This is a genomic window from Kribbella italica (genome assembly GCF_014205135.1).
Lineage (GTDB): Bacteria > Actinomycetota > Actinomycetes > Propionibacteriales > Kribbellaceae > Kribbella > Kribbella italica.
In genome coordinates, this window is sequence record NZ_JACHMY010000001.1 from 4,379,031 (window position 1) to 4,405,921 (window position 26,891).

Consider the following 26,891-nt stretch of genomic DNA (forward strand, 5'->3'; position numbering starts at 1 on the left):
CCCGGGAGGCGTTGTGCACCAGCGTTTCGCACCATCGGCGGTCCTCGTCGCCGTCGCCCTGATCCTCACCCTCACCGCGAACCCCGGCCCGAGCGCGGCCGCCGCACCGCCCCCACCGGCCGCAGTCACGGTGGAGAACCTCGGCCCGGCCTCCGCGGTCACCTCGACCAGCGTCGCCGAGCAGGTCGGCGACCGGATCTGGACCGCGACCTCCGGGGTCTCCCCCGTCCAGGTCGGCGCGTTCGACCCAGCCACCCGCACGATCGATCGCAAGATCGCGCTGCCCACCGGCGCCGGCGCCTGGGCGATGACCCATCTCGGCACCGACCTCTACATCGGCCTCTACACGCCGGGTGACGTCTACAAGATCGACACCGTCACGGGCGCCCTGACGAAGGTCGCGCGGTTCGGCTCGTTCATCTGGTCGATCGCGGCCACTCCGGACGGCCGGATCGTCGCCGGCACCTACCCGGACGGTGGCGTGCACGAGTACGACCCGGCCACCGGCGCCACCCGCTCGTACGGCGCTGCCTTCCCCGGCGAGCAGTACGTGCGCAGCATCGCGGCCGACGAGACCACCATCTACGCGGGCGTCGGCACCAAGGCCCACCTGGTCGCGATCGACCGGGCCAGCGGCGAGCGCCGCGACATCCTGCCCGCCCGGTACGCCGACCGGACGTTCGTCGCCACTCTCGCGCTGGCCGGCGGCAAGCTGGCCGCGGGCCTGTCCCCGACCGGGACGATGCTGGTGTTCGACACCGCGAACCTGGCCGAGCCGGTCGAGGTGCAGCCTCCGGGCGGCGACCAGTACGTCACCGCGATCACCGTCGACGAACCCACCGGGGACGTGTACCTGGGCACCCGCCCGTCCGGCACGCTCTACCGCAGCCGGGGCGGCGAGCTGCAGCGGCTCGGTTCGCCGTACGACGGCGCGTACTTCAACCGGATCTTCGTCGACGGCTCCACGATCCGGGCCGAGCTGACCAGCGAGGTCGTCACCTTCGACGAGGCGACCGGCACCTTCAGCGGCACCGATCTCGGCGCCGCAGGGCTCCCACCCGCGCCGGAGCAGGCGATGGGCATCGCCGCGACGCGGGACACGGTGCTGGTCAGCGGCAAGGCGGGGATCCAGGTGCACGCCTTGAAGGCGGGCACGAACCGCCGGGTCTTCCTGCCGGGCGAGGCCAAGACCCTCACGCCGGTCGGGCGCGACGTCCACCTCGGCGTCTACACGCTGGCCCGGCTCTGGGCGATGAAACCCGACGGCACCGGGCTGCACGAGTACGGCCGGATCGAGAACGAGCAGACCCGCCCGACCGACGAGGCCTACGACGAGCGGACGCGGACGCTGCTGATCTCGACCGAGCCCGACTACGGCAAGTACGACGGAACGCTGACCGAGCAGCAGCTCGGGACCGGGCGGCGCGAGGTGCACCGCGGCGTCGTACCGCATCAGTCGGTCCGGTCGGTCGGCGCCGACGACGGCATCGCCTACCTCGGAGGTGCGACCCGCAACAGCCTCGGCACCACCCCGCTGTTGCCGGAAGCAACGATTGTCGCCTTCGACCTGCGCCGTAACCGGACGCTGTGGGAGGTCGCGGCGGTCGCTGGCGCGCAGACGTTCAGCGATGTGGTCCCGTTCCGCGGACGCCTCTACGCCACCACCGACGACGGGCGGCTCGCCGTACTCGACCAACGCACGGGCAAGGTGCTCAGCACGCAGACGATCGGCGCCGGCCAGAGCCGGTTGGCGATCGCCCGCGGCCGGCTGTTCGGTGCGGACAACAAACGCGTCTTCGAAGTCAGGCCGGGACGCGTGCCGGCCGTGAGCACGGTCGTCGACGGACTGGACGCCCAGATCTACAGCTACCCACTGATCACGGCCTCCCACTCCGGCGACGCCCTCTACACGATCAAGGGCCGCGACCTGATCCGCATCACCAACCCGGCGGGAGCCCACCGATGACGGAACACGCAGCAGGGATGGTGTCGCGGCGCACGGTGCTGGCCGGCGGAATCGTCGCCAGTACGGCGGCCGCCCTGACCACAACGCCGGCGCTCGCAGGCCCGTCCGCCACGACGGCGGCGCTCCCAAGCCCCTCTGCCGCACCGATCGATGGCTCCGCCCTTCCCCGGTTCGGCCCGGCCTGCTCGACGGCAGCGGTGGTCGCGATGGTCGTGCACGACGGGCGGGCGTACCTGATCACCCGCGGCATCGTGCCGCCGAAGCTGGTCGAGGTCGACCTCGCCACCCGCCGGGTCGTCCGCACCACCGACCTCCCGGTCGGCGAAGGCGGCTGGGCGATGACGGTTGCCGCAGGCAAGATCTACGTCGGGCTGTACCCGGTCGCCGACGTCTACTGCTTCGACCCGGCGACCGCCGCCCTGACCCGGGTCGGCAGCCTGGCCGGCGCGGGCGGGTTCGTCTGGGACCTGGTGACGGCTCCCGACGGCCAGGTCTTCGCGGTCAGCTATCCCAACGGCACGGTCTGGCAGATCGATCCGGCCACGCAGGCCCTGACGCGACTCGGCGCCCCGGTGACCGGAGCGCAGTACGGCCGGTACGTCGGCGCGGCCGGTTCGTCGGTGTACGCGGGCATCTACACGCCGTCCCAGCTGGTCGCCTACGACCGGACCGGCGGCGGATTCCGCGACCTCACACCGGACGCCGTCCGCGGGCAGACCTTCGGACCGTTCGCGGCCACGACCGACCGGCTCTTCGTGGGCAGCAGCGGCGCCTTGCTGAGCATGGATCTCGACGGCGGGAACGTTCGCGTGGTGCCGCTGCCGAACGGCCAGACCGGCATCGACGCGATCACGGTCGCCGCGGACGGTACGGCGTACGTGACCACGCGCGGCGCCGGGAGCGTGTGGTCCTGCGGTCCCGACGACGTGACGCTCACCGCGGTGGCGACGCCGGCGCCGGCCGACGAGCACCGCCGGCTGGTGCTCCTCGACGGCACGACGCTGCTCGGCGCGACCGGGTCGGGCGTGCTGTGGTGGCTCGACCTCGGCACCGGACAGTTCGAGCTGCTGGACCTGGTCGACGCCGGGTTCGTCCCGGCCGCCGACAAGCCGCAGTCCATCGAGCTCGGGATGCCCCACCTGTACGTCGGCGGCCACTGGGTCGTCACCGAGCACTCGCTCACCCGGCGTACCAGCCGCCGGATCCGCGTACCGGGCGAGGCCAAGACGCTGACCTGGCGAGACGGCCACCTCTACTCCGCGCTCTACCCGAGCACCGAGGTGGTCCGGATCGACCCACGGACCACGGACGTGCACAGCTTCGGGTTCATCGGCCACCAGCAGCTCCGCCCCTGGCAGGCGGCGTACGACGAACGGAGCGGACTGCTCGCGATCGCCTCCGCGCCGGGGACCGGAAAGCTGGTCGGCGCGCTCACGTTGCTGGACGTCCGGACCGGCCGGATGGACGTCCACCCGAACCTGCTGCCGGACCAGAGCATCATGTCGGTCTCGATCGTCGACGGCATCGCCTACCTCGGCGGCGACGTGGTCGGCGGTGGCGGCATCACCCCGACCCGGACCTCGGCCGCGATCGGCGCGTTCGACCTCCGGCGCCGCCGCCTGCTCTGGACCGCCGAACCGCTGGCCGGCGAACGGTCCATCCAGAGCGTCGCGGTCCACCGCGGCCTCCTGTACGGCGTACTGAAGCGCACCAGCGGCGGCTGGTTCACCTACAACCTGCGCACCGGCGAGGTGGTGCGCGCGACGGCCAACCTGTCCGGCTACGGCGAGATCTTCGTCCACGAGGACCGCGTGTACGTCGAGACGAACTTCGGCGGCAACCTCTACCAGCTCGGCCCCGGACTCGGCCAGGCCCGGCTGCTGGTGAACAAGCTCGGCGACGGCTGGTACACGGTCCCGCAGCTGAGTCCCGTGCGTGGCCGACCGACCCACCACGCGTGGGGCCTGGCCGATCGCGACCTGGTCCAGCTACCGCTGCGGTGACCGGTGTGTGACGGTGCGGCACAATCGATGCATCGTCCGACGACCGAAGGCAGCACGTGATGACGAACGCGGACCTCACCGCTTCAGCGACCGAGGCCAGTCCAGAGACCGGTGACCCCGCCACCGGCCTGAAGTGGCTGCTGGCCGTTGGCGGGGCGATCGGCTTCCTGGCGGCGTTCGTGCTGACGGTGGAGAAGTTCCACCTGCTCACCGACCCGAACTACACGCCGAGCTGCAGCATCAACTCGGTGCTGTCGTGCGGCTCGGTGATGGTGACACCGCAGGCCTCCATCTTCGGCTTCCCGAACTCGCTGCTCGGCATCGGCGGCTTCGCGATCGTCACCACCCTCGGCGTCCTCCTGCTCAGCGGGGTGCGGTTCCCGCGCTGGATCTGGCTCGGTCTGCAGGTCGGCGTCAGCGCGGCCGCCGTCCTGATCCACTGGCTGGCCTACCAGAGCATCTACACGATCGGCGCGCTCTGCCCGTACTGCATGGTCGTGTGGGCGGTGACGATCCCGATGTTCTGGTACGTCACCCTGCACAACTTCCGCGACTCCCGCTGGGTCCGCTCACTCAGCGGCTACCACGCGGTCGTGATCGGGGCCTGGGCCCTGTTCGTCACCGGCATCATCCTGACCCGCTTCTGGCTCGGGAACGGCTGACCGGCGCGGCAGGACGAACAGCGCGACCAACGCACCGGCGGCCGCGCCGACCAGACCGGCCGTCATCGCGATCGACATCGCGTCGGTGAACGCCTCGCGGGCCACCTGGACGAACTCCGGACCCAGGGCCAGGGTGTCGGCGATGGAGTCGCGGGCAGGCACCGAGTCCGGCAGAGCCGCCGAGTACGCCGCCGCCAGCACACTGCCCAGTACGGCGACCGACAGCGCGGCGCCGGTCTGCTGAACGGTGTCGTTCATCGCTGAGCCGACCCCGCGGTGCTCGGCGGGGACGGCCTGCATCAGCAGCGTGTACGCCGCCGGGCCGGCCAGGCCGCCGCCGATGCCCATCACCATCAGGCCGGCGATCAGCACCCCGTACCCGGTGTCCATCGTGACCTGGGTCAGGATCCCGAAGCCGGCGGCGATGACGACCAGGCCGGTCGCGATCAGCGTGCGGTCGGCGAACTTCTTGCCCAGCGTCGCACCGACCCCGTTGAAGAGCATCGCGGACACGGCGTACGGAATGAGGGCGAGGCCGGCCTTGAGCGGGCTGTAGGCCAGCACGAACTGCAGGTACTGCGTCAGCGCGAGCAGCAGCCCGCCCGCGGTGAACGACAGCAGCACGATCGACAGGCTGGTCCCGCTGAAGTTGCGGTCCTTGAAGAGCTGCAGCGGGACCATCGGGTGCGGCGTACGGCGTTCCCACAGGGCGAAAGCGACCAGTCCGAGCACGCCGATCGCGAGGCCGCCGAGCACCCGGCCCGAGCCGAGACCGTCGGCGGGGATCGAGATGATCGCCCAGACCACCGCGGACATTCCGACGACCGACAGCAACGCGCCCACTGGATCGACAGCCCGCGCGGGTCCCTTCGACTCCGGGATCAGCACGAGCGTCCCGATGATCGCCAGCACCGCGATCGGCACGTTGATCAGGAAGATCGAGCCCCACCAGAAGTGCTCGAGCAGGACGCCGCCGATGGTCGGACCGCCGACCACCCCGACCATCGCGACGGTGGACCAGGCGGCCATCGCCTTGCGCTGCTCCTCCGGCGGGAAGACGGTGAACAGCAACGACAGCGTGCTCGGCATCAGCAGCGAGCCGCCGACGCCCATCAGCCCGCGGCAGGCGATCAGTTGCCACGGGTTCGTGGCCAGGGTCGCCAGCAGGGACGCCAGGCCGAACACGACCAGCCCGACGACCAGCATCCGGCGCCGGCCGTACCGGTCGGACAGGCTTCCGGCGGTCAGCAGCAGACCGGCGAACGCCAGGATGTAGGCGTCGATGATCCACTGCACGTCGGCCGGGGTGGCGGACAGGTCGCGCATCAGCGACGGGATGGCCAGGTTGAGGACGGTGTTGTCGACCACCAGCACCATCACGCTCAGACACAGAATCAGCAGGATCCACCAGCGCCGGGGATGCCCCGTCTGGCTCGACTCGAACGATGTACTAGTCACTCGCACACTGTACGACTAACTGGAACAGTGTGCGAGTCGGATTAGAATGAGCCCATGGAATCGATCTGGACCCGGCAGCGGACCGCCTCCCCGGCCCGGGAGACACTGAGCCGCGACCAGATCGTGAAAGCGACGATGGAACTGCTCGACGCCGAAGGTCTGGCCGGGCTGAGCATGCGCAAGCTGGCTGCCCGCCTCGACTCCGGCGCGACCAGCCTGTACTGGCACGTGCAGACCAAGGACGACCTGATCGATCTGGTGATCGACCAGGTGTACGGCGAGGTCGACGTTCCCGACGCCGAACTGGCCGGCTGGCGGGGCGGCGCACTGCTGCTGGCGCACAGCCTGCGGGCTGTCATCCTGCGGCACGGTTGGCTGCCCGAGGTGATCTACATCCGCCCGAGCATCGGGCCGAACGCGGTGGTGATGGGGTCACGCGGTCTGGCCCTGTTCACCGCCGCCGGGTTCACCGGCCGCGACATCGACTACGCGATGAACGCCGTCCTGTCGTTCGTCTTCGGCAACGTGAGCCCGCACGCCACCTGGCAGGCGACGGTACGACGGTCGGGCTACTCGGTCGAGGAGCTGAACCGCGAGATCCTCGCCGAGGTCGCCCAGCTCCCCGCGATGGACCCGATGATGCACGAGTCGGTCCAGCGGCGCCGGGTGGTCGACATGGACCAACTCCTGAACGAGTCCTTCTCCTACGGCCTCGACAGCCTCCTGGACGGCCTGGAGAAACGCCTCAGCACCTAGCGGTGGATCGGGTTGGTCCACGCCCGGCCGCCGGTGGCGTCCTGGACGGTGATCCGGCAGTGGGTGCCGCGGAACAAGGCCAGCGGGAGCGCGCCCTCGGTCAGTCCGATGCCTTCGAGAACCTCCGCGCCGGGGTGACCGCCGCTCAGCAGAATCTTCGTCGCGGGTGAGCAGCGGACGACGACCAGCTCGTCCTCGACGCGTACGTCGTACAGCTCGGGGCCGGTGCTGGAGTAGTAGTGGCCGGCTTTCAGGGCAGATAGGAGGTCTGTTGGGTCGAGGGACTCGGCGCGGACGTGGACCCACGCCTGGCACGGCGGCGGGTCCTGAGGTTGGAGGTGAGCATCGTCGGCGGCGTACGTCGTCGGCCGGTGGCCGCGATTGAGCAGTACGTCGGTGAGGTGCCAGCTGTCGCCGCGGTTCTCGCGGTCGGCCAGGGCGTTGTAGACCTCGACCGCGTGGGCCGCGTCGAGGCTGGTCGCGTCGACGGCGGTGAGCAACGACGCCGACGGGTGGGCCATGCCGATGAAGGCGCCGGCCGCTCGCGCTCGGCGGGCGAGCTCGGGGCCGGTCTCGCCCTCGGTCGGCGGCGCGAAGTCGAGCGGCAGACCCGCCGCGATGATGTGCCACTGCTGGCCGGCCTCCGTCGCCGGCGCGTGCAGCTCGGCGCCGATCAGCGTGGTGAAGGTGTCCGAGCGGAGGTCGCGGGTGTCCGTCACCGGGTAGTCGTGCTCCGGGCGGAAGTGGTCGGTGATCGCGAGGAAGTCGTAGCCGGCGTTGCGGTAGACCTGCGCGGTGTCGGCCGGTGAGAGTGCGCCGTCGGAGAGGTTCGAGTGGGTGTGCAGGTTGCCGCGCCAGAACCGGCCAGGCCGGCCGAACGGAAGGCCCCAGCCGGTCGCCGCAGCTTCGCCGGACAGGTCCGGGGTGGGCACCGCGCTGGGCAGGTCCGGGGCCGGCGCCGCGCTGGGCAGGTCCAGGGCCGGCGCTTCGCCGGGCAGGTCCGAGGCCGGCGCTTCGCCGGACAGGACCGAGGCCGGCGCCTCGCCAGGCAGGTCCGAGGTGGATGTCGCGCTGGGCAAGCCCAGGGCCGTTGCCGCGGCCTCGCCGGGCGGGGTGCTCACCGGCGCTGGGCGCGGGCTGAGGCGTACAGGCAGACAGCCGCCGCGGTGGCGAGGTTGAGGCTTTCGGCGCGGCCGTAGATCGGGACCTTCACCGAGCGGTCGACGATTGCGTCGTACCCGTCGGGCAGGCCGTGGGCCTCGTTGCCGAATAGCCAGACAGTCGGCTTGGCGAGTGTGCCGTCGTCGATGCACTCGTCGAGGTCGACGCTGCCGTAGCCGTCCGCGGCGAGAACCTGGATGCCCTGGTCCCGCCACGCCTTCGCGGCCGCGGGGACGTCCACGTCGAGCGAGATCGGCAGGTGGAACAGGCTGCCGACGCTGGCCCGGACGGCCTTCGGGTTGTGCGGGTCGACGGACTCCGCGGACAGTACGACGGCGTCCGCGCCGGCCGCGTCGGCGGTCCGGATCAGGGTGCCGACGTTGCCCGGGTCGCGGACCTGGACCCCGACGGCCACCAGCGACGCCGTACGACGGACCGCCTCGTCGAGGGAGACGTCGACGAGTGAGCAGACCGCGACCACGCCCTGGGACGTGACGGTCTCGCTGAGCGCTTCGACTCCCGCCCGGTTCACCTCGAACCAGGGCACGTCGGCGACCGTCGCCAGGTCCCGCAGGTCGCGGTGCCGGGTGGCGACGTCCGGCTCGGCGTACACCTCGACGACCCGCTCGCGATGCTCGAGCGCTTCCCGGACGGCCTGGGGGCCTTCGACCAGGAAGCGGCCGGTCTTGCGGCGGAACGCGCGAGTGGCGAGCCTACGGGCCTGCTTGATCCGCACGGATTGCGCGGTCAGCAGACCAGGGCTCGCCACTCGAGTGCTGTTACTGGGTGCGGTGATGCTCAGGCCGCGGTCGACGGCGCGTTGACGTCCGCCGGCAGAGCGGCCTTGGCCACGACGACCAGCGCGCTGAACGCGGCCGGGTCGTTGACGGCGAGGTCGGCCAGGATCTTGCGGTCGACCTCGACCTCGGCCAGGCGGAGACCCTGGATGAACCGGTTGTAGGTCAGGCCCTCCGCGCGGGTCGCCGCGTTGATCCGCTGGATCCACAGCTTGCGGAAGTCGCCCTTGCGCGCCTTGCGGTCACGGTAGGCGTAGACGAGCGAGTGGGTGACCTGCTCCTTGGCCTTGCGGTACAGGCGCGAGCGCTGGCCGCGGTAACCGCTGGCCTGCTCGAGTACGACCCGGCGCTTCTTGTGGGCGTTGACTGCCCGCTTCACGCGTGCCATGAGGTGTTACTCCTTGTACTTCTGCGCCGGCGGGGCTGGACCCACGCGGCGGGGATGTCCGGGGAAAAGGGGGCGAGGCTCAGATACCGAGGAGCTTCTTGGCCTTCTTGACGTACGACGGTGCGACCTCGACGGTGCCGGACAGGCGACGCTTGCGCTTGGACGACTTCGCCTCGGCGAGGTGGCGGACACCGGTCTGCTCACGGCGGAGCTTGCCCGAGCCCGTGACCCGGACACGCTTCTTCATCCCCGAGTGGGTCTTCATCTTCGGCATGGCTGTGTTCTCTCGTTTCTTTCGTCGACTCGATCCGGTGGTCCGGCTCCGGCCTCGCGGCCGGAGCGACGGATCACTCCGGGTCGAGGTTGTCGGCCGGACCCTTCGGCTTCTTGGTGGCGCCGGCTGCTTTCTCGGCCTCGAACTGCTTGAGCTGCGCGGCCCGCTCGAGGCGCTCGGCCTCTTGCTCGGCCTCGTGCTCGGCCAGCTTCTTGGCCTTCTCGGCTTCCACGTCCACGCGCGCCTCGGACTTCTTCTTGTGCGGTCCGAGCACCATGATCATGTTCCGGCCGTCCTGACGCGGCGAGGACTCGACGAAGCCGAGCTCGGTGACGTCTTCGGCCAGCCGCTGCAGCAGCCGGAACCCCAGCTCGGGGCGGGACTGCTCGCGACCACGGAACATGATCGTGATCTTCACCTTGTCACCGGCACGGAGGAAGCGGACGACGTGACCCTTCTTGGTCTCGTAGTCGTGCGGGTCGATCTTCGGCCGCAGCTTCATCTCTTTGATGACGGTGTTGGTCTGGTTCCGGCGGGACTCGCGCGCCTTCTGCGCGGTCTCGTACTTGTACTTGCCGAAATCCATCAGCTTGCAGACCGGCGGGCGGGCCGTGGCCGCAACCTCGACCAGGTCGAGATCGGCTTCCTGTGCCAACCGAAGAGCGTCTTCGATCCGGACGATGCCTACCTGCTCACCGTTCGGTCCGACCAGACGCACCTCGGGAACGCGGATGCGCTCGTTGACGCGCAGTTCAATGGTGATGGGTCCTCCTGGGTTGTTCGAAACTGGTGCCACCTGCTGACCGCTCCGGAGAACGTCGCCGGGAACGACGAAGGCCTCCGTGCGCGATCCACACGAAGGCCCAATTCCCAGATCGACGACCCACCAACCCCTGACCGCGGGGTGGTTCGCCGTACGATCGCCGCGGTTGGTCCGGCGATGAAGCCGGGAACCTCGGCGTGACCGGGACCCGCCGACTCTTCGTCGACTGGGTGGGAGGTGGCCCTCCGCTTAGACTCGAACCGTTGCCGGCCCCCGAGTATTCCGCTCAGGGGTCACCGTCGGACCGAGTCGGTCGCCATGTAAGAGTAACAGCATGACCGACCCGATCTCCACTTCGCCCGACACCCCCACCGACTCCCCGGCTGTCGAGGAGTCGCGGGTGGACCCGATGTCGACCGTCTCCCGCGACATCGCCGAGGTACCGAGCGTGGAGATCATCTCGACCGCGGCCCTGCACCTGATGAGCGCCGCCGCCGTCAACCTCGGCCTGGCCGAGGACCTCCCCGACCACCAGGATCTGGACGAAGCCCGCTCCCTGATCGACGCCCTCGCCGGCCTGCTCGACGCCGCGGCCCCGAGCCTCGGCCACCACCACGCCGCTCCCCTGCGCGACGGCCTCCGCTCCCTGCAGCTCGCCTTCAAGGAAGCCTCCACCATCCCCGACGAGCCCGGCACCGGCCCCGGCGAGAAGTACACCGGCGAAGTCCACCCGAAGGCCGCCCGCCGCCGCTGAGCCCGTGCGCCCTCAGGTGGACGGCTGCCAGAAGGCGCACTGGTGCTCACGGCCGGCGTCGACCTGACCAACGGCCTCCGGCGCGAGCGACTGGCTCGACGCCCCACCCCGGTACGACGGCCAGTGCGGCAGGCCCGGCCCGTTCGGATCGCCCGACCGGGCGAAGTTGGTCCAGTAACGCCGCATCTGGTCGGCCAGGCGTTGCTGGGCCGGCGTCATCGGCGCGTACGGCCCGAAGTCGAACAGGTAGCCCACCTCCGAGGCGTGGTAGGCACCGGACGGGAATCCCGGCGGGAACGAGCCTTCGAGAACCGCGGCAGCCGGATCGTCGAAGGAGAAGCTGAACACCTTCGTCCGGCGGGCCAGCTCCCGGTCGGTCCGAAGAGTCGGGCAGACCCAGCTGCTGTCCGTCCCCACCGCCGCCCAGGCAAGCAGCGGCGACGGGTACGCCGTGGCCGGGTAACGCTCCTCGACCGCCTTCGCCCCGGCGCCGAAACTCTTGACCAGACTGGCCCGGTACGCCGGAACGTCCATGTCCCCGGCGAACTGGGCGAAGTACCGGTGCTCGTCGTGGGTGTTGCCCTGCAGCACCGGCACCCGGTGGAACGCTCCGGCGCGGACGGCACGCACGGGATCGACCGGCAGGATCGGCGTGCCATAACCGGGCGAGGTGAAATCGCCGTTGCGGTTGAGCAGCGCGGCCGCGTCGTCCAGCGCGCGCAGGCAGGCCAGCGCCGAACAGCCGAGTTCCCGGCCGGCCTCGCGCCCACGGGCCGCGAGTTCGGAGTTCGGGGCCCAGTACCTGATCGGCTCGGAGTCCGGGACCATGACGTTGCGCGGCCAGTTCTGGCGGCACGAACCGCTCTGGACCACCGCGCGCTGGAACAACCCGGCCGACGCCGGTGAGACCAGTTGCGCGCAGACCGCCGCGCCGCCCGACGACTCGCCCATGATCGTCACGTTCGACGAGTCACCGCCGAAGGCCCGCGCGTTCTGGCGGACCCATCGCAGCGCGGCCTGCTGGTCGGCCAGACCGAAGGTGCCGGACCCGGCCAGGCCCGGGTAGCCGAAGAAGCCGAAGATCCCCAGCCGGTAGTTGACCGTGACCACCACCGCGTCGCCGATCCGGCTCAGCGACCGGCCGTCGTACTCCGAGCCTTGGCCGGACGCCCAGGCACCGCCGTGGAACCACACGATCACCGGCCGGCCACCGGCAGTACGCCGTACGGCGGGTCGCTCGTCCGGCGTGGTCACGTTGAGGAACAGGCAGTCCTCGGCGGACTCCGGGTCCAGGCCTCCGGTGGCCCCGAGCTGCGCGCACTTGGCGCCCGGCCGGGTGGCGTCGCGGACTCCCGGCCACGCGGCATGCGGTCGGGGCAGCGTCCACCGCGCCGGGCTCGCGGCGTACGGGATGCCCTGGAAGACGCTGGTCCCGCCCTCGGAGAGACCTTCCACCCGGCCCTTGTCCGTCGGCACGACGACCCGCACCGCCGCCTGCGGGTGCGCCTGATCGGCGGCGGACCCGGCAACCACCGCGAGACTGACAGCAAGCGCGGCAGCCGTCGCGATCGCGACGGCGCGCAGCGCCTTGGAGCGTCCGGAAACAGTCATGCCCTGACCCTGCCGCGAGGGCCTGGTCCGGCGAGTCCGCCGATGGTCGGGTGCCGGGCGACCAAAGACGCGTGCCGGGCGACCAAAGATGGACCGGCGCCGGCCGCCGGCCGGCTGGTGGAAAGGTCCACCGAGCCGGCCGGTGCGATCTCGGCTGAACGGCGTACTAGCCCTTGACCGCGCCTTCCTCGACGCCCTTGAAGAAGAAGCGTTGCAGGGCGGCGAAGACGATCACGATCGGGATGAAGGCGATCATCGTGCCGGCGGCGATCAGGCGGGGGTTGTTGCTGAAGGTGCCGGACAGGTACTGCAGGCCGACGGTCAGCGTGTACTTGTCGGGGTCGGTGAGCACGATCAGCGGCCAGAGGAAGTCGTCCCAGGCGCCGATGAAGGCGAAGATCGCGACCACGCTGATCGTGCCGCGCACGCTCGGCAGCGCGATGTAGCGGAAGCGCTGCCAGACGTTCGCGCCGTCGACGATCGCGGCCTGGTCGACCTCGATCGGGAGCGAGCGGAACGCGTTGTACATCAGCAGCACGTTCAGCGCGCCGATCATGCCGGGCAGGGCGACCCCGAACAGCGTGTTGGCCAGACCGAACTCCCGGACCGTCACGTACTGGGAGATGATCGTGACCTCGCCCGGCAGCACCAGCGTCGCCAGGAACAGCCCGAGCACCAGCTTGCGGCCCTTGAACTGCAGCCGCGACAGCGCGAAGCCGGCCAGCGACGAGCCGATGATGTTGCCTCCGACAACCAGTACGGCGACCTGCAGCGAGTTGCGCATGTAGTCCCAGACCGGGATGGTGTCGGCCACCGCGCCGTAGTGCTCCAGCGTCGGCTGGCCCGGCAGCAGCCGCGGGATCCGGGTGTAGATGTCCTCGCCCGATCCCTTCAGCGACGTGGACAACTGCCACAGGAACGGCCCGATCGTGATCAGCAGCACGAACACGAGCAGGACGTAGCGGACCACCTTCTCGGTCGGCGACATCGCGTTGAAGCTGAACGTGCCGCGTCTGCGCTTGCGTACCGGCGTACCGGGTTCGTCCGGTACGGCGACCGGCCGGGCCGGATCGGTCACCACGGTCATGCGTCCGCCGCCTTCCGGTTGAGCCGGGCCAAGGCCAGCATCGGGACGACGGTGACGAAGAACAGCACGATCGACAGCGCGGACGCGTACCCGAGGTTGCCCTCGAAGCCCTGGCTGTACTGCTGGATCAGCATCACCACCGACGAGTCGCGGCCGCCGGGACCGCCGTTGCCGCCGCTGAGGATGAACAGCTCGGAGAAGACCCGCAGGGCCGACACCGAGATCAGGATCGCGATCAGGATCATCGTGCCCCGGACGCCGGGGATGGTGATGTTCGTGAACCGCCGGAACGCACTCGCGCCGTCGACCGCGGCCGCCTCGTGCAACTCCCGGCCGACGTTCCCGAGCGCGGCCAGGTAGATGATCATGTAGTAGCCGAGCCCCTTCCAGATCGTCAGGCTGATCGCGCTGAACAGCAGCAGCCACTGGTCGGACAGGAACGGCAGCGGCCCGGAGATCACGCCGAGCTTCTCGGCCATCCCGTTGACCAGGCCGCGGTCGTCCAGGATCCACTGCCAGATCAGCGCGACGACGACCGCGGAGGCCACCACCGGGGTGTAGAAGGCGGTCCGGAAGAACGTGATCCCAGGCAGCTTCTTCTCGACCAGGACCGCCAGCGCCAACGGCACGATCGTCAGGAACGGCAGGCAGACGACCATGTAGATGACGCTGTTCAGCAACGCGTAGCGCAGTTGCTCGTCGTGCAGCAGAGCCTCGAAGTTCTTCAGCCCGACGAAGGTCCCGCCGCCGATCGGCCGGGCGTTGGTGAACGACAGGATCACGGTGTTGATCGACGGCCACAGGTTGAACACCAGCAACCAGGTGAGGGCCGGGACGACCAGCACCCACGGGGAGAACCACCGCTGGTAGCGCATCGCGTTACTGCGCCAGCAGCTGGTCGGCCTTGGCCACCGCGGCGTCCAGCGCCTTCTGCGACGTCACCTTGCCGGAGATCGCCAGCGAGATCTGCTGGTTGATGAAGTCGTTGGTGGCGCCGCTGATCACGGCCGGCTGCAGCGACTTGGCCTTGGCCAGCGACTCGAACGCGAGCACCTTGGCGTCGCTTTCCGGCGTACCGTCGGACTTGGAGAAGTACGGGTCGTTCGCGGACGCCTTGGTGGACGGGAAGATGTTCACGATCTTGGCGAACGCGGCCTGGTTCTCGGCGTTGGTGACGAACTTGGCCAGCGCGATCGCGGCGGCCTGGTTCTTCGACTTGGCCGAGACCGACAGACCCTGCACGTACAGCGGCGGGGTGTCCAGCGCCGGCGACGGGACGACCTTGCCCTTCAGCGACGGGTTGTCCTTCTGGAAGTCCACGATCGCGTTGCCGCCACCGGTGGTCCAGGCGACCTTGCCCTGGGTGAAGAGCTTGGAGTTGCCCAGGTACTCCTGGGTCAGGATGTCGCGCGGCAGGTAGCCGTTTTTGTACGCGTCGGCGTACTTGTCCAGCAGGGCGACCGCCTCGGGAGTGTTGAAGGTGAACTTCTTGCCGTCGTCGCTGATCACCTTGACGCCGGCGTTGGTGAAGTCGCCGATGCCGGGCAGCCGGCTCATCAGGTACTCCTTGCCGCCGGACTTGTCGTGCATCACCTTGGCGGCCGCGAGCAGCTCGTCGAAGGTCTTCGGCGGGTTCTTCGCGTCCAGACCGACCGCGGCGAACTTGCTGGAGTTCCAGTAGTCGATGTCGGTGTTCAGGTACCAGGGGTAGCCGAAGGTGCCGTCGACACCCTGGTACTGGTACGCCGTGACGCCGCCCTCGACGTAGTCGGTCTTCACGGCCGGGTCGGCCGCGGCGACGTCGAGCAGCAGGCTCTGCTTGGCCAGCGGCAGCGCGAACTCCGGCGGCAGGTTGGTCACGTCGGGCAGCTGGCCGGCCGAGGCCTGGCTGAGCACCTTCTTGTCGTACCCGTCGCCCGGCTGGTCCAGCCAGGTCACCTTGGTCCCGGGGTACTTGGCCTCGAAGGCCTTGATCACGCCCTCGATGTACGACGTGAACTTCGGCTTCAGCGCCCAGGTCTGGAAGCTGACCTCGCCGGTCACCTTCGCGTTCGCGTCGACGGTCGGCTGGGCGCCGGACGAAGACTCCTCGGACGATCCGAGGCCGCAACCGGCCAGGGTGAGCGCCGCGACGGCGAGAGCTGCCACCGGGGCGAGACGACGACTACGCATGGAATTCTCCTGAAGTGATAAACCGGTATAGCTCCTGCACTATCCACATCGTAGAATCCGCTGTCAAGGGTGGGGACCGACCAGGAGGTGGCCGATGGCCAGACCGACGATCGCGGACATCGCGGACCGCGCGGGCGTGTCCAAGGGCGCGGTGTCCTTCGCGCTGAACGGGCGGCCGGGGGTGAGCGAGGCGACGCGCGCGCGGATCCTGGCGATCGCCGAGCAGATGGCCTGGCGGCCGCACAGCGCGGCGCGCGCGCTGGGTGCTTCCCGGGTCGACTCGGTCGGGCTGGTGATCGCGCGGCCTGCGCGGACGCTCGGGGTGGAGCCGTTCTTCGCGCACCTGGTGTCGGGGCTGCAGTCCGGGCTGTCGGCGCACTCGATCTCGCTGCAGCTGCTGATCGTCGAGGACACCGAGGCGGAGATCGAGGTCTACCGGCGGTGGAACTCCGAGCACCGGGTGGACGGGGTGATCCTGGTCGACCTGACCGTCCGGGACCCGCGGATCGACGAACTGAAGGCGTTGGAGCTGCCGGCGGTGGTGATCGGCGGGCGCGGCGGGAAGGGCGCGCTGCCGTCGGTGTGGGCGTCCGACCGGGATGCGATGCTCGCGGTGGTGGAGTACCTGGCCGCGCTCGGGCACCGGCGGATCGCGCACGTCGCCGGTACGCCGAACTTCCAGCACACGCAGCGGCGGATGCGCGCGCTGCGCGACGCGGCGCCGCGGCTCGGGCTGGTGGAGGCGCCGTCACTGGCCACGGACTTCAGCGACGCCGAGGGCGCGGCGACGACGCGGAAGCTGCTGTCGCAGGCCGTCCGGCCGACCGCGATCGTGTACGACAGTGACGTGATGGCCGTCGCAGGGCTCGGCGTCGCGATGGAGATGGGCGTCTCGGTCCCCGGCGAGCTGTCGATCGTCGCCTTCGACGACTCGATCCTGACCCAACTGATGCACCCGGCCCTGACCGCGCTGTCCCGAGACACCTTCGAGTTCGGCCGCCAGGCGGCGGAGGTCCTGCTGGAGGTCATCGCCGACCCGACCGCCACCATCAACCGCCGCACAGCGGACCCGGTACTCACGGTGAGGGAATCAACAGCCCCGCCCGCCTGAGGAGAATCGGCCCTCCCAATCTCTCGCCGCCGGCAGCGGCGGGACGTTCCAGGGACGTCACCCGGCGGGACAGCGGCGGCCGGCCATCAGACGCTGTTTGCCCGATCCTCTAAACCGTTTTAGCATCATCTCCATGCTCTCGGATCCCGCCACGCCCCGGTTCGGCGCGAACTACGTTCCCTCGGCCGGCTGGTTCTACAGCTGGCTGGACTACGACCCGGCGGCGGTCCGCCGGGACTTCGCCGACCTGGCCGGGATCGGGCTCGACCACGTGCGGGTGTTCCCGGTCTGGCCCTGGATCCAGCCCAACCGGGCGATCATCCGGCAACAGCCGATCGACGACCTGCTGGACACCATCGACGCGGCCGCCGAGCACGGGCTGAGCGTGGCGGTCGACCTGATCCAAGGGCACCTGTCGAGTTTCGACTTCCTGCCGTCGTGGGCGCTGACCTGGCACAAGGCCAGCCTCTTCGAGGACCCCACAGTGCGCGACGGCCTCACGGCGTACTGCGAGAAGGTCGCCGCCGCGGTCGCCACTCGGCCGAACGTCTTCGCGATCACCCTCGGCAACGAGGTCAACAACCTCTGGCCGGACAGCCCGACCACGCCCGAGGCCTCGACCGCCTGGGCGCGGGAGTTGCTGACCACGGTGAAGAAGGCCGCGCCGGACGTGCTCGCGTTGCACTCGGTCTTCGACGACGCCTGGTACAAGCCAAACCACCCGTTCAGCCCTGTCGACGTGGTCGACCTGGGCGAGCTGAGCACCGTCCACTCGTGGGTGTTCAACGGGGTCTCCCGAGTGGACGGGCCGCTCGGCCCCGCGACCCTCACGCACGCCGACTACCTGGTCGAGCTCGCCGCCGCGGCCTCGCTGGACCCGACCAGGCCCGTCTGGCTGCAGGAGATCGGCGTACCGGGTCCTGACATCCCGGTGGATCTCCAGGCCGAGTTCGTACGCCGTACCGTCGAGCAGGTCGTGCACAACCCGGCCCTGTGGGGCATCACCTGGTGGTCGTCCCACGACATCGACCGCAGGCTGCTGGACTTCCCGGACCGCGAGTACGACCTCGGGCTGTTCACCGTCGACCACCGGGCCAAGCCGGCCGCGATCGCCTTGGCCGAGGTGATCGCTGAGGTTCGCTCCGGTGGGGTGCAGCCGGCAGAGGCGACCACGCTGACGGCGCCGTACAACTTGCGCACCGACCTGCACCGTCGCGCGGAGATCGCGCCGGGCAGTGCGTTTCACCTTGAGTGGGTCAAGGCGCGCACTCAAGGGCCGGTCCGGATCGCACTGCCGTAGCCGGCCGACACACGGGCGGGCGGATGGTCAGGCTTTCTGGTCGATCAGGACCTGGATGCCGTCCAGGATCCTGGTCAGGCCGAACTCCAGGTCGTCGTCGAGCTCGTCCTCGTACTCGTGGTGGGTGTAGAGCCTGGTGAGCATCGGGTAGTTGCCTGCGGCAAGCCGCGGGACCAGGAAGGCGCCGACGTGCTCGGCCTGGACCGGGACCTGTTCGCTCGCTCCGAGCTGGCGGGCCAGGTTGGCGTAGCTGCGGACGAAGCCGTCGAGCAGCAGCACGCAGCCGAGGTTGTCGTGCATGCTCAGGCCGGTCGAGTCGAGTGACTGCAGCAGGGTCTCGACCCAGCTGAGCAGGTTGGGCGTGACCGGGGCGCCGCGGATCGGGAAGTCGAGCAGCCACGGGCGTTCGGCGTACAGGGCGATCTGGGCGTTGACCCACGCGGTCGCACCGGCGCGCCAGTCGCCGGTGCCGAGGTCCGGCGCGGGGCCGAAGGCGGCGTCGAGGACCAGGACCAGCAGCTCGTCCTTGGAGCGCACGTAGCGGTACATGGCGTTCGTCGTGACGCCGAGGTGGGCCGCGATCTTCTGCAGCGAGATCGCCTCGAAGCCGTCGCGGTCGCCGAACTCGATGCCGGTGGCCACGAGCTGGTCGACGCTCAGCGCCGGCTTGGGCCCACGCCGCTGGACCGGCAGCACGCCCCAGGACAGGGCGAGCCCGGGCGGCAGCTGGGTCCGGTCGTCACTCACGGGCACCATCCTGGCTCAGATCGGACCGCGAACCGAGCTTCGGTGCCGGTTCGGGGTGCTAGCTCCACCTCGACAACGGGACGCAGACCCCTCGGAGTGAAACTGTTCAATCCCTACGCTATTTCTTGTCGGCCGATGAGCGGCCCTCGAGCAAGGAGCCCACCATGAGCACCCTGACCGCCACCCTCGGCCCGCTGCTGTCCCCCGACGAGCTGGAGCTGACCGACACCGACCGGCGCGCCGCCCACGAGAAGATCGACTCCGCGGCCCGGCTCGGCGGGCTGTCACCGCAGCAGGCGGCCGACCGGCACGACCTGGTCGGCGTCGCCAGGACCCGCGGCGAGCTGCGCCGGGTCTTCGACGGCTTCGCCGACGCCGTACCGCCGTACGGGCTGACGCTGGCGCTGCGGATCGCGGCCGTCGGCTGGCTGGCGGTCTGCGCCGTGCAGTTCGTCGTCTGGCTGACGCTGGCCGCCTTCGGGCACTTCGACGGCCCGTGGTGGCTCTGGTCCGACCTCGGACTGGGTGCTGCCGTCGGCGTCCTGTGGAGGACCAACGAGTCCTACCACCGCAAGTCCCAGCTGCGGGCCCTCTGATGACGGCCCCGGTCCAGCTGACCGACGTCCGCAAGGTGTACGGCACCGGTCCCGGTGCCGTCACCGCCCTCGACGGAGTCAGCTACGGCTTCGCCGAGGGCTCGTTCACCGCGGTGATGGGCCCGTCCGGCTCCGGCAAGAGCACGCTGCTGCACTGTGCTGCCGGACTGGACTCCCCGTCCGCCGGTGAGGTCCACCTGGCCGGTACGGCGTTGCGCGGGCTCGGTGAGACCGCCCTGACCGAGCTGCGCAGGCAGCACGTCTCCTTCGTCTTCCAGGCCTTCAACCTGATGCCCGCGCTGACCGTGCGGCAGAACGTCGTACTGCCACTCACGCTGGCCGGGCAGCGCCCCGACAAGGCGTGGGTCAACGAGGTGATCCAGCGCGTCGGCCTGGCCGAGCGCACCGGGCACCGGCCGGGTGAGCTGTCCGGCGGCCAGCAGCAGCGGGTGGCCATCGCCCGCGCCCTGGCCGGGCGGGCCGCGATCACCTTCGCCGACGAGCCCACCGGCGCCCTGGACACCCAGACCGCCGGGGACGTGCTCGCACTGCTGCGCGAGCTCGACCAGACCGTCGTGATGGTCACCCACGATCCCGTCGCCGCGTCGTACGCGGACACCGTGGTGTTCCTGGTCGACGGCCGGATCGTGTCCCGGATGCCGGCGCCGACCGCGTCGTCGGTGGCGGCCGAGCTCGCCCAACTCTCCCGTCTGAAGGTGTCCCGATGATCCGGCTCGCACTGTCCAGCCTGCGCTTCCGTACGGCGGCGTTCCTGGCGATCTTCGTCGCCGTGCTGCTCGGCAGCTCCCTGATGGCCGCCGCCGGCGGTCTGCTCGAGACCGGCCTGCGGCTGAACGCGGCGCCGCAGCGCCTGGCCGACGCGCCGATCGTGGTGACCGGGCGGCCGGCGTACCACCCGCCGAACGGGAGCGGCTCGGTGGCGTATCCCGAACGGCACGCGATCGACGTCGCACTGGCCGACAGGCTGGCCAGTACGCCGGGCGTCGCGAAGGTGGTTCCGGACGTGTTCGTCCCGGCGGCCGTGGCGCCGGGCGACGAGCTGAACGGGCACGGGTGGGCGTCGGCCGCGCTCGCGCCGTACAAGCTGGTCAGCGGGCGGGCACCTGCCGTCGGCGAGGTCGTACTCGATCGTCGGCTGGTCGGGTCGGCACGGGTCGGGTCCACGGTCGGCCTGATCGTGAAGGGCGAGCCGCGGGACTTCGTGCTCGCGGGTGTGGCGGAGGGCGCGGTCGACGTACCGGCGATCTTCTTCGACGACCGGGAGGCGCGCGAGCTGTCGCCGCGGCCGGGGCTGGTCGACGCGATCGGGGTCTTTCCGGCCGCGGGGGTGCCGGTGAAAGGCCTGGCCGAGCAGCTCGACCTGCCGACCGGGGCGGTCGCGCTGACCGGGGACGACCGCGGTGCGGCCGAGTTCGCGGGGATCGCGACGAGTCTGCCGCTGATCATCCTGTCCGGGGTGTTCGGCGGGATGGTCGGCGTGGTGATGGCGCTGGTGGTGTCCGCGACGATCGGGCTGTCGGTCCGGCAACGGCGTCGTGAGCTGGCCCTGCTGCGCGCGAGTGGAGCGACGCCGGAGCAGGTGCGGAAGATGGTGGTCGCGGAGACGATGCTGGTGTCGTCGCTCGCGCTGGTGCTCGGCCTGCTGCTCGGGCGGACCGCGGGCGAGTGGATCTTCGGGATGCTGACCGGCGGCGGGATCGTCCCGGCGGCCCTGCGGTTCGACCAGGGCGTGCTCCCGTTCGTGGGCTCGGCGCTGCTGACGCTGGTGATTCTGCGCGTGACGGTCGGGATCGCGGCCGGCCGGGCGGCGCGGATCCGGCCGATCCAGGCGCTCGCCGAGGCCGCCGTACCGCCGGTGGCTGTTGGCCGGGTGCGGCTGATCATCGGCGCGGTGTTCGCGGTCGGGACGGTCGGGATCGGGGTGTCGACGATCTTCATGAGCCCCGCGAACGCGGCGGCGATCGGTGGGCCGGCGGTGCTGACCGGGTCGATCGCGGTCGCCGTCCTGGGGCCGCTGGTGATCCGCCGGGCGCTGACGCCGCGGGTCACGGAGTTCCTGTCGTCGCGCGGTCCGACCGGAGCGCTCGCGGTGATCAACCTGCGGGTCCGGGCGGTGCAGTTCGCGGCGATCCTGGTGCCGATCGTACTGGCGTCGGCGATTGCCCTGGGCAACATTTACTCGCAGACGACGCAGCAGAAGGCGGCGGTCGAGGCCTATACGGACAACCTGTACGCCGATGTGGTGGTGACCGGCGCTGGCGGGTTGCCGGGTGGAGTGGTCGAGGCTGTTCGTCGTACGGAGGGTGTGTCGGCGGCATCGGAGCTGGTCCGGAGCAAGGGGTGGATCGAGGAGCCGTACGACAGCTCGCACACGAGCGATCCGTGGCCGCTGCTCGGCGTGAACGGGCCGGTGTACAAGGGGAAGGTCAAGGCGGGGTCGCTGGACGACCTGACCGGGGAGACGGTCGCGCTGCCGCCTGGGGTGGCTCGCCGTCTCGAGGTCGGGGTCGGGTCGACGATCGGGGTGAGACTCGGGGACGACGCGCTCGTGAAGGTGCGGGTGGTGGCGCTGGCCGAGGGGACGTCCGGGTACGAGTCGCTGCTGCTGCCGTCGGCGTTGCTCGCGGCACACACTTCGACCGGGCTGCCCTCGCAGGTTCTGGTCCGTACGTCGTCGCCCACGGCGGTGATCGCGGCGCTCGACCTCGGGAAGTGGCCGGGGGCAACGGTTGGCTCGCGGGACGTGCTGGGCACCGACCTCGACACCGGCCTCGGCGTGGACGCGTGGATCGCCTACCTGCTGGCGGGCATCGCGATCGCCTACACCGCGATCGCGTCGATCAACACGATCGCCGTCGCGGTGCTCGACCGGCGCCGGGAGTTCGGCCTCCAGCGTCTGACGGGTTCGACTCGTCGCCAGGTCCTGCGGATGCTGTACGTCGAGCACCTGGTGATCGCCGCACTCGGCTTGGCACTGGGACTGGTCGCCGCCGCCTTCACGGTCCTCCCCATCGCTGTCGCCACGCGAGGCTGGCCCATCCCGTCGGGCCCGTGGTGGATCGCGGTGGCCTGGGTGGGCGTGGTACTGCTGCTGGTCCTCCCGACCACGGCCATCACCAGCCGCCTGGCGATGAAGGGCAAGCCGATCGACGCGGTGGTCTAGGTAGTGGGGTGGGCCCAGCCGAAGGCGCCGTCCTCCAGGCGGACGACCTGGAGGCCGGCGGCCAGGCGCTGGACGTCGTCGGTTTCGATGACGGCGGGGGCCGGGCCTGCCACGTCGAGGACGATGGCCGCGGCACCTTCCTGGACGGCGGCGGTGGCGACCAGTTGCGTCTGAGCGGGCATCGGGCGGGCCTCGGGGCTCCAGCGGGCGAGCGACGCCGTACTGGTGAACGCCAGCAGCGCGTTCCGCCCGTCCTGGCCCTGGAGGAGGGCCACCGCCATGTCGGAGGTCTTGTCGTGGGCCAGGCCCTGGTCGTCGTACTCGACCTCGCCGAGCATCGCCACGACCGGCACCAGCAGCCTGGCCGAGGTCAGCGCGTGCAGGATCGCGCCGAGGTCCTGCCGGGCGAGCGCCTCGGCCAGGGCGGCGTCCGCCGTACCGTCGTCGTTGTCGAACCCGGTGAAGGCCAAGCGTTTGTCCGGCTGCACACCGACCATTGTCCCCGGACACCGGTTTCAGGGTGTGCTCAGGGCTGTTCCCGGCTTGGTTCCGGGCGGGTCTGTGCGAGCCTGGGTGTGTGCCTGACTTCAATGATCTGACGCTGCTGCCGTTCTGTGCGGGTCTCACCCTGCTCGGCCTGATCGGCTCGTGGGCCGCCTGGCGGCGCCGCGGGGCGGCGGCCGGCGTACGAGGCGTGGCCTGGTCCCTGCTACCGGTCTCGCTCTACCTGACCGGCCTGCTGGAGCTGGTCTGGGACGTCGTCCGCTCGGCGGTCAGCTGGGTCTCGCACCTGATCTTCTCCCCCACGGTGTGGGCCGGGGTCGCGCTGTTCGGCGTCTCCGTCGTCCTGTACGTCGTGTCCGGTGTGGCCAAGGCCCGCCGGAGCCCCGCGGCGGAGAAGCCGGCCAAGACGAAGCCCACGGCCGCCACCGGTGAACTGACCAGCACCGGACCGGCCCCCGCCTCGGCCTCCGCCCCTGCCACCCAGCCGGCCAAGGCCCCGAAGGGCGCCAAGGCGAGCCGGCAGGAGTCGTCGGAGTTCGACGAGATCGAGGACATCCTGAAGCGTCATGGAATCAACTGACAGCCCCACCCCTGACACCGTTGCCCCTGCCACGCTGACCGTCGACAGCCTGCTGGACCACGTCCAGGCCGCTCCGGCCCGACTCGGGCGGACCCGCCTGATCGGCGTCGACGGTCCGGCCGGCTCCGGCAAGACCACCCTGGCCGCCCGTTTCGCCGCGCGTGCGGAGGCGCGCGGACTCCGGTGCCAGGTGCTCCACATGGACGACCTGTACGACGGTTGGGACGGCGCCGTCCGCGGCTTCGGCCTGCTGCGCGACCACGTGCTGCAGCGGATCGCCGACGGCCGCGAGGGCCGGTACCGGCGCTACGACTGGATCCAGGGCGCGTACGCCGAGCTGCACGTCGTACCGACCACGCTCGACCTGCTGATCGTCGAGGGCGTCACGTCCTGCGACCGCGACGCCGACCACTGGCAGTCGCTGCGGGTCTGGATCGAGACCAGCAACGAGGTCCGCCTGGACCGCGGCATCGAGCGCGACGGCGAAGCCCTCCGCGACCGCTGGCTGGACTGGATGCGCTGGGAACGCGACCACTTCGCCAGCCAGCACACCCGCGACCGGGCCCACGTCATCGTCGACGGCAACCCCACTCATCCCCACGACCCCGACACGGACCTCGTCACCAAGTCGGTCCACCTGGACCACGACTCCGCGGCTTCGTGAGCCGCGCATTGTGACGAATCCGAAGGCCGGACAGGCTCTGCTGGGGCTCTGGTTCGGGTGAGGATGGACGTATGAGCGTTTTGCCATCGGGCGAGCAGTGGACCATTCGGGCCGGGGAGTACGCCGGGACCGTGGTGAGTGTCGGCGGTGGGTTGCGCGGGCTCTCGTACGGCGACCGCGAGGTGCTCGTCGGGTACGGCGAGGACGAGGCGGCGCACGCCGGGATCGGGCAGCACCTCTTCCCGTGGCCGAACCGGATCACCGACGGCAGGTACACCTTCGACGGCTCCGACCAGCAGCTCCCGCTGACCGAGCCGACCCGGGCGAACGCCATCCACGGCCTGACCCGCTGGGCGAACTGGGAGCGGATCGACGACGGCCTCGACGAGTCCCTGGTGGAGGTCGCGTACCGCCTGCACGGCCAGCCGGGGTACCCGCACCAGCTGGACATCGCCCTGACCTACCGGCTCGATGCGGAGACCGGTCTGACCGTCACCGCCTCGGCGAAGAACGTGGGGACCAGCGCAGCGCCGTACGGGTACGGCACGCACCCGTACCTGACCGTCGGGCGGGAGCTCGACGAGTGCGAGCTGGAGTTCCGCGCCGAGCAGTGGCTCGAGGTCACGCCGGATCGGCTGACGCCGGTCGGCAAGCGGCCGGTCGCCGGGTCGGACTTCGACTTCGGGACCGCGCGCACGATCGGCGGGCTCGACATCGACAACGCGTTCACCGGGCTGCCGAGCGGCTGGGTCGTGACGCTGACCGACCCGGGCAGCGGCAACCGCGCCGTCCTGAGCGGTGACACCGGCTGGCTGCAGCTCTACACGGGCAACGCGATCGGCCGCGTCGGTCTGGCCGTCGAGCCGATGACCTGCCCGCCGGACAGCTTCGTCACCGGCGAGGACCTGGTCGTCCTCCAGCCCGGCGCCGAGCACAGCACGACGTTCGCCGTGAGCGTCTAGCCCGTACGGCGTCGCGCCCGCCTGCCGCGGCCGCCTCGCTCAGGACGTCTGCGTTCCCGCCCCGTGCGCCCGCGCGACCGCGGCGAGCTCCTTCGCCGCCGCCGTCGCCCGGACGCCCTCGGACGCCTGGATCGCAAGGATCCCCAGCCGGTTGTCGTCGGTGTCGTACATCTGCAGCCACGGATCACCCGCGGTGAAGCGCAGCACCTTCACGTCGCTCCACGGGTACGAGTACGACTTGAAGACGTTGCGCACCCGCAGGCCGTCGGCGTACGCCGTGACGCGGACCGTGGCCATCCGGTAGAGCAGGTACAGCACCGTGCCGAAGAACGCGATCAGCGTCAGCCGCTGGAACAGCGTGAACGTCGCCCGCGACTCGTCCGGCAGCCGGAACCAGATCACCCCGAAGACCGCGAGGATCGACGCCGCCATCGCCGTCGTCACCGCCGCGACGATCCGCGGGTGGAAGGTGAACAACGGGGTGACACCGGTCACGAGCGACTCCGGGGTGGCCATCAGATCCGGGCTGCGTGGATGTCGGTGGTCAGGATCGCCCGGGCGCCGACGTCCCAGAGCTGGTCCATGATCTTCTGTGCGTCGGCCCGGAGCACCATCACGCGGACGGCGACCCAGCCTTCCCGATGCAACGGCGACACCGTCGGCGACTCCAGGCCCGGGGTCAGCGCGTTGGCGGCCTCCACCGACTCGGCCCGGATGTCGTAGTCCATCATCACGTAGTTGCGCGCGACCAGGACGCCCTGCAGCCGGCGGACCAACTGCTGCAGACCGGCCGGCTGGTCGACGCCGTGCCGCGTGATCAGCACCGCCTCCGACGACAGGATCGGCTCGCCGAACACCTCGAGCCCCGCCTGGCGCAGCGTCGTACCGGTCTCGACGACGTCGGCGATCACGTCGGCCACGCCGAGCTGGACCGCGGACTCGACCGCGCCGTCGAGCTTCACCACGGACGCCTCGACGCCGTGCTCGGCCAGGTGGTCGGACAGGATGCCGGCGAACGACGTCGCGATCCGCTTCCCGGCCAGGTCCTTGACCGAGTCCGCGACGCCGGGCCGGCCGGCGAACCGGAAGGTCGAGCCGCCGAAGCCGAGCTCCATCAGGATGTCGTCGTCGGCGTGCGAGTCGAGCACCAGGTCACGGCCGGAGATGCCGACGTCGAGGGTGCCCTCCCCGACGTACACGGCGATGTCGCGGGGGCGCAGGTAGTAGAACTCGACCTCGTTCGCGGTGTCGGTCAGCGCGAGGTCCTTCGTGGTCCGGCGCTGCTTGTAGCCGGCCTCGGTCAGGATGGCGGTGGCGGACTCGCTCAGCGAGCCCTTGTTCGGTACTGCGACGCGCAGCATGGGTCGGCCTTTCAGAAGAGGTGGTCCCGG

At 70.5% G+C, this 26,891-nt stretch carries 27 protein-coding genes; 13 read left to right on the forward strand and 14 right to left on the reverse strand.

Annotated features, from left to right (window positions below; genetic code table 11):
• The first annotated feature begins 13 nt into the window (after positions 1 to 13).
• The 3 genes from HDA39_RS43760 to HDA39_RS20175 are packed head-to-tail and all read left to right on the forward strand — an operon-like array spanning position 14 to position 4,631.
• Positions 14 to 1,966 carry an outer membrane protein assembly factor BamB family protein gene (locus HDA39_RS43760; protein ID WP_184797270.1) on the forward strand — a complete coding sequence of 651 codons (1,953 nt, stop codon included), beginning with the start codon at positions 14 to 16 and terminating at the stop codon, positions 1,964 to 1,966.
• Entirely contained in the window at positions 1,963 to 3,969 is a 2,007-nt protein-coding gene (locus HDA39_RS20170; RefSeq protein WP_184797272.1) for an NHL repeat-containing protein, read from the forward strand. The genes HDA39_RS43760 and HDA39_RS20170 overlap by 4 nt, the downstream gene beginning before the upstream one ends.
• A gap of 59 nt (positions 3,970 to 4,028) precedes the next feature.
• Entirely contained in the window at positions 4,029 to 4,631 is a 603-nt protein-coding gene (locus tag HDA39_RS20175) for a vitamin K epoxide reductase family protein (RefSeq protein ID WP_184797274.1), read from the forward strand.
• On the opposite strand, the gene HDA39_RS20180 is transcribed toward HDA39_RS20175, so the two are convergent.
• Positions 4,539 to 6,089, reverse strand: a complete 1,551-nt coding sequence (locus tag HDA39_RS20180; protein WP_337925812.1) for an MFS transporter — start codon at positions 6,087 to 6,089, stop codon at positions 4,539 to 4,541. The two genes, HDA39_RS20175 and HDA39_RS20180, sit on opposite strands and share 93 nt — an antisense overlap.
• 54 nt (positions 6,090 to 6,143) lie before the next feature.
• Between HDA39_RS20180 and HDA39_RS20185 the strand changes: the two genes are divergently transcribed.
• Complete coding sequence (locus HDA39_RS20185) at positions 6,144 to 6,845, forward strand: TetR/AcrR family transcriptional regulator C-terminal domain-containing protein (protein WP_184797278.1); 702 nt, start codon at positions 6,144 to 6,146, stop codon at positions 6,843 to 6,845.
• Here HDA39_RS20185 and HDA39_RS20190 read toward each other — a convergent pair.
• The 5 genes from HDA39_RS20190 to infC form a co-directional block, all read right to left on the reverse strand.
• A complete protein-coding gene (locus tag HDA39_RS20190) occupies positions 6,842 to 7,966 on the reverse strand; it encodes a CehA/McbA family metallohydrolase (RefSeq protein WP_337925813.1) in 1,125 nt (374 codons plus the stop codon). The genes HDA39_RS20185 and HDA39_RS20190 overlap by 4 nt on opposite strands.
• Positions 7,963 to 8,775: a TrmH family RNA methyltransferase gene (locus tag HDA39_RS20195; RefSeq protein WP_184797280.1), complete on the reverse strand. Its 813-nt coding sequence runs from the start codon at positions 8,773 to 8,775 to the stop codon at positions 7,963 to 7,965. Before HDA39_RS20195 ends, HDA39_RS20190 begins: the two co-directional genes overlap by 4 nt.
• 29 nt (positions 8,776 to 8,804) lie before the next feature.
• Positions 8,805 to 9,191, reverse strand: a complete 387-nt coding sequence (gene rplT / locus HDA39_RS20200) for a 50S ribosomal protein L20 (RefSeq protein ID WP_184797282.1) — start codon at positions 9,189 to 9,191, stop codon at positions 8,805 to 8,807.
• A 79-nt stretch (positions 9,192 to 9,270) separates the two neighbouring features.
• Positions 9,271 to 9,465, reverse strand: a complete 195-nt coding sequence (gene rpmI, locus HDA39_RS20205) for a 50S ribosomal protein L35 (RefSeq protein WP_184797284.1) — start codon at positions 9,463 to 9,465, stop codon at positions 9,271 to 9,273.
• Positions 9,466 to 9,538: 73 nt separating this feature from the next.
• Positions 9,539 to 10,261, reverse strand: a complete 723-nt coding sequence (gene infC, locus HDA39_RS20210; protein WP_184797285.1) for a translation initiation factor IF-3 — start codon at positions 10,259 to 10,261, stop codon at positions 9,539 to 9,541.
• Between the two features lie 301 nt (positions 10,262 to 10,562).
• Between infC and HDA39_RS20215 the strand changes: the two genes are divergently transcribed.
• The gene (locus HDA39_RS20215) at positions 10,563 to 10,982 is read left to right on the forward strand and encodes a DUF1844 domain-containing protein (RefSeq protein WP_202893067.1); all 420 of its coding nucleotides are present in this window, start codon (positions 10,563 to 10,565) and stop codon (positions 10,980 to 10,982) included.
• 12 nt (positions 10,983 to 10,994) lie between these two features.
• Here HDA39_RS20215 and HDA39_RS20220 read toward each other — a convergent pair whose 3' ends face one another.
• The 4 genes from HDA39_RS20220 to HDA39_RS20235 form a co-directional block, all read right to left on the reverse strand.
• On the reverse strand, positions 10,995 to 12,593 hold the full coding sequence (locus HDA39_RS20220; protein ID WP_184797287.1) for a carboxylesterase/lipase family protein: 1,599 nt from the start codon (positions 12,591 to 12,593) through the stop codon (positions 10,995 to 10,997).
• A 166-nt stretch (positions 12,594 to 12,759) separates the two neighbouring features.
• Positions 12,760 to 13,680, reverse strand: coding sequence for a carbohydrate ABC transporter permease (locus HDA39_RS20225; RefSeq protein WP_184797289.1), 921 nt, complete (start codon positions 13,678 to 13,680; stop codon positions 12,760 to 12,762).
• Positions 13,677 to 14,555: a carbohydrate ABC transporter permease gene (locus tag HDA39_RS20230; RefSeq protein ID WP_184797292.1), complete on the reverse strand. Its 879-nt coding sequence runs from the start codon at positions 14,553 to 14,555 to the stop codon at positions 13,677 to 13,679. The genes HDA39_RS20225 and HDA39_RS20230 overlap by 4 nt, the downstream gene beginning before the upstream one ends.
• 4 nt (positions 14,556 to 14,559) lie before the next feature.
• Positions 14,560 to 15,852, reverse strand: a complete 1,293-nt coding sequence (locus HDA39_RS20235) for an ABC transporter substrate-binding protein (RefSeq protein ID WP_184797294.1) — start codon at positions 15,850 to 15,852, stop codon at positions 14,560 to 14,562.
• A 94-nt stretch (positions 15,853 to 15,946) separates the two neighbouring features.
• Here HDA39_RS20235 and HDA39_RS20240 point away from each other — a divergent pair, with 94 nt between their 5' ends.
• Positions 15,947 to 16,963, forward strand: a complete 1,017-nt coding sequence (locus HDA39_RS20240; protein WP_184797296.1) for a LacI family DNA-binding transcriptional regulator — start codon at positions 15,947 to 15,949, stop codon at positions 16,961 to 16,963.
• Positions 16,964 to 17,096: 133 nt separating this feature from the next.
• On the forward strand, positions 17,097 to 18,263 hold the full coding sequence (locus tag HDA39_RS20245; protein WP_184797298.1) for a glycoside hydrolase 5 family protein: 1,167 nt from the start codon (positions 17,097 to 17,099) through the stop codon (positions 18,261 to 18,263).
• 27 nt (positions 18,264 to 18,290) lie between these two features.
• Here the strand turns inward: HDA39_RS20245 and HDA39_RS20250 are convergent, their stop codons facing one another.
• A complete protein-coding gene (locus tag HDA39_RS20250) occupies positions 18,291 to 19,010 on the reverse strand; it encodes a TetR/AcrR family transcriptional regulator C-terminal domain-containing protein (RefSeq protein ID WP_184797300.1) in 720 nt (239 codons plus the stop codon).
• 164 nt (positions 19,011 to 19,174) lie between these two features.
• Between HDA39_RS20250 and HDA39_RS20255 the strand changes: the two genes are divergently transcribed.
• The 3 genes from HDA39_RS20255 to HDA39_RS20265 are packed head-to-tail and all read left to right on the forward strand — an operon-like array spanning position 19,175 to position 22,790.
• A complete protein-coding gene (locus tag HDA39_RS20255; RefSeq protein WP_184797302.1) occupies positions 19,175 to 19,606 on the forward strand; it encodes a DUF1707 domain-containing protein in 432 nt (143 codons plus the stop codon).
• Complete coding sequence (locus tag HDA39_RS20260) at positions 19,606 to 20,334, forward strand: ABC transporter ATP-binding protein (RefSeq protein ID WP_184797304.1); 729 nt, start codon at positions 19,606 to 19,608, stop codon at positions 20,332 to 20,334. The genes HDA39_RS20255 and HDA39_RS20260 overlap by 1 nt, the downstream gene beginning before the upstream one ends.
• Positions 20,331 to 22,790: an ABC transporter permease gene (locus tag HDA39_RS20265; RefSeq protein WP_184797306.1), complete on the forward strand. Its 2,460-nt coding sequence runs from the start codon at positions 20,331 to 20,333 to the stop codon at positions 22,788 to 22,790. Before HDA39_RS20260 ends, HDA39_RS20265 begins: the two co-directional genes overlap by 4 nt.
• Here the strand turns inward: HDA39_RS20265 and HDA39_RS20270 are convergent.
• Complete coding sequence (locus HDA39_RS20270) at positions 22,787 to 23,278, reverse strand: SseB family protein (protein WP_420488733.1); 492 nt, start codon at positions 23,276 to 23,278, stop codon at positions 22,787 to 22,789. The genes HDA39_RS20265 and HDA39_RS20270 overlap by 4 nt on opposite strands.
• An 89-nt stretch (positions 23,279 to 23,367) precedes the next feature.
• Here HDA39_RS20270 and HDA39_RS20275 point away from each other — a divergent pair, with 89 nt between their 5' ends.
• The 3 genes from HDA39_RS20275 (at position 23,368) to HDA39_RS20285 (ending at position 25,500) form a co-directional block, all read left to right on the forward strand.
• Positions 23,368 to 23,874, forward strand: coding sequence for a hypothetical protein (locus HDA39_RS20275; RefSeq protein ID WP_184797310.1), 507 nt, complete (start codon positions 23,368 to 23,370; stop codon positions 23,872 to 23,874).
• Positions 23,861 to 24,538 (forward strand): uridine kinase family protein, encoded by a 678-nt coding sequence (locus HDA39_RS20280; RefSeq protein WP_184797312.1) that lies wholly within the window; start codon positions 23,861 to 23,863, stop codon positions 24,536 to 24,538. The genes HDA39_RS20275 and HDA39_RS20280 overlap by 14 nt, the downstream gene beginning before the upstream one ends.
• A gap of 71 nt (positions 24,539 to 24,609) precedes the next feature.
• Positions 24,610 to 25,500 (forward strand): aldose 1-epimerase family protein, encoded by an 891-nt coding sequence (locus tag HDA39_RS20285; RefSeq protein ID WP_184797314.1) that lies wholly within the window; start codon positions 24,610 to 24,612, stop codon positions 25,498 to 25,500.
• 39 nt (positions 25,501 to 25,539) lie between these two features.
• Here HDA39_RS20285 and HDA39_RS20290 read toward each other — a convergent pair whose 3' ends face one another.
• Together HDA39_RS20290 and hisG are read right to left on the reverse strand one after the other, a co-directional pair.
• The gene (locus HDA39_RS20290) at positions 25,540 to 26,016 is read right to left on the reverse strand and encodes a PH domain-containing protein (protein WP_184797316.1); all 477 of its coding nucleotides are present in this window, start codon (positions 26,014 to 26,016) and stop codon (positions 25,540 to 25,542) included.
• Entirely contained in the window at positions 26,016 to 26,861 is an 846-nt protein-coding gene (gene hisG / locus HDA39_RS20295; RefSeq protein ID WP_184797318.1) for an ATP phosphoribosyltransferase, read from the reverse strand. Before hisG ends, HDA39_RS20290 begins: the two co-directional genes overlap by 1 nt.
• Positions 26,862 to 26,891 lie beyond the last annotated feature (30 nt).

Coding starts and splice junctions, on each gene's coding strand:
- HDA39_RS20185 (WP_184797278.1), top strand. CDS start 6,144: ATGGAATCGATCTGGACCCGGCAGCGGACCGCCTCCCCGGCCCGGGAG.
- HDA39_RS20255 (WP_184797302.1), top strand. CDS start 19,175: ATGAGCACCCTGACCGCCACCCTCGGCCCGCTGCTGTCCCCCGACGAG.
- HDA39_RS20260 (WP_184797304.1), top strand. CDS start 19,606: ATGACGGCCCCGGTCCAGCTGACCGACGTCCGCAAGGTGTACGGCACC.
- HDA39_RS20220 (WP_184797287.1), bottom strand. CDS start 12,593: ATGACTGTTTCCGGACGCTCCAAGGCGCTGCGCGCCGTCGCGATCGCG.
- HDA39_RS20175 (WP_184797274.1), top strand. CDS start 4,029: ATGACGAACGCGGACCTCACCGCTTCAGCGACCGAGGCCAGTCCAGAG.
- rpmI (WP_184797284.1), bottom strand. CDS start 9,465: ATGCCGAAGATGAAGACCCACTCGGGGATGAAGAAGCGTGTCCGGGTC.
- HDA39_RS20240 (WP_184797296.1), top strand. CDS start 15,947: ATGGCCAGACCGACGATCGCGGACATCGCGGACCGCGCGGGCGTGTCC.
- HDA39_RS20235 (WP_184797294.1), bottom strand. CDS start 15,852: ATGCGTAGTCGTCGTCTCGCCCCGGTGGCAGCTCTCGCCGTCGCGGCG.
- HDA39_RS20230 (WP_184797292.1), bottom strand. CDS start 14,555: ATGCGCTACCAGCGGTGGTTCTCCCCGTGGGTGCTGGTCGTCCCGGCC.
- HDA39_RS20215 (WP_202893067.1), top strand. CDS start 10,563: ATGACCGACCCGATCTCCACTTCGCCCGACACCCCCACCGACTCCCCG.
- HDA39_RS20225 (WP_184797289.1), bottom strand. CDS start 13,680: ATGACCGTGGTGACCGATCCGGCCCGGCCGGTCGCCGTACCGGACGAA.
- hisG (WP_184797318.1), bottom strand. CDS start 26,861: ATGCTGCGCGTCGCAGTACCGAACAAGGGCTCGCTGAGCGAGTCCGCC.
- rplT (WP_184797282.1), bottom strand. CDS start 9,191: ATGGCACGCGTGAAGCGGGCAGTCAACGCCCACAAGAAGCGCCGGGTC.
- HDA39_RS20290 (WP_184797316.1), bottom strand. CDS start 26,016: ATGGCCACCCCGGAGTCGCTCGTGACCGGTGTCACCCCGTTGTTCACC.
- HDA39_RS20170 (WP_184797272.1), top strand. CDS start 1,963: ATGACGGAACACGCAGCAGGGATGGTGTCGCGGCGCACGGTGCTGGCC.
- HDA39_RS20280 (WP_184797312.1), top strand. CDS start 23,861: ATGGAATCAACTGACAGCCCCACCCCTGACACCGTTGCCCCTGCCACG.
- HDA39_RS20265 (WP_184797306.1), top strand. CDS start 20,331: ATGATCCGGCTCGCACTGTCCAGCCTGCGCTTCCGTACGGCGGCGTTC.
- HDA39_RS20285 (WP_184797314.1), top strand. CDS start 24,610: ATGAGCGTTTTGCCATCGGGCGAGCAGTGGACCATTCGGGCCGGGGAG.
- HDA39_RS20245 (WP_184797298.1), top strand. CDS start 17,097: ATGCTCTCGGATCCCGCCACGCCCCGGTTCGGCGCGAACTACGTTCCC.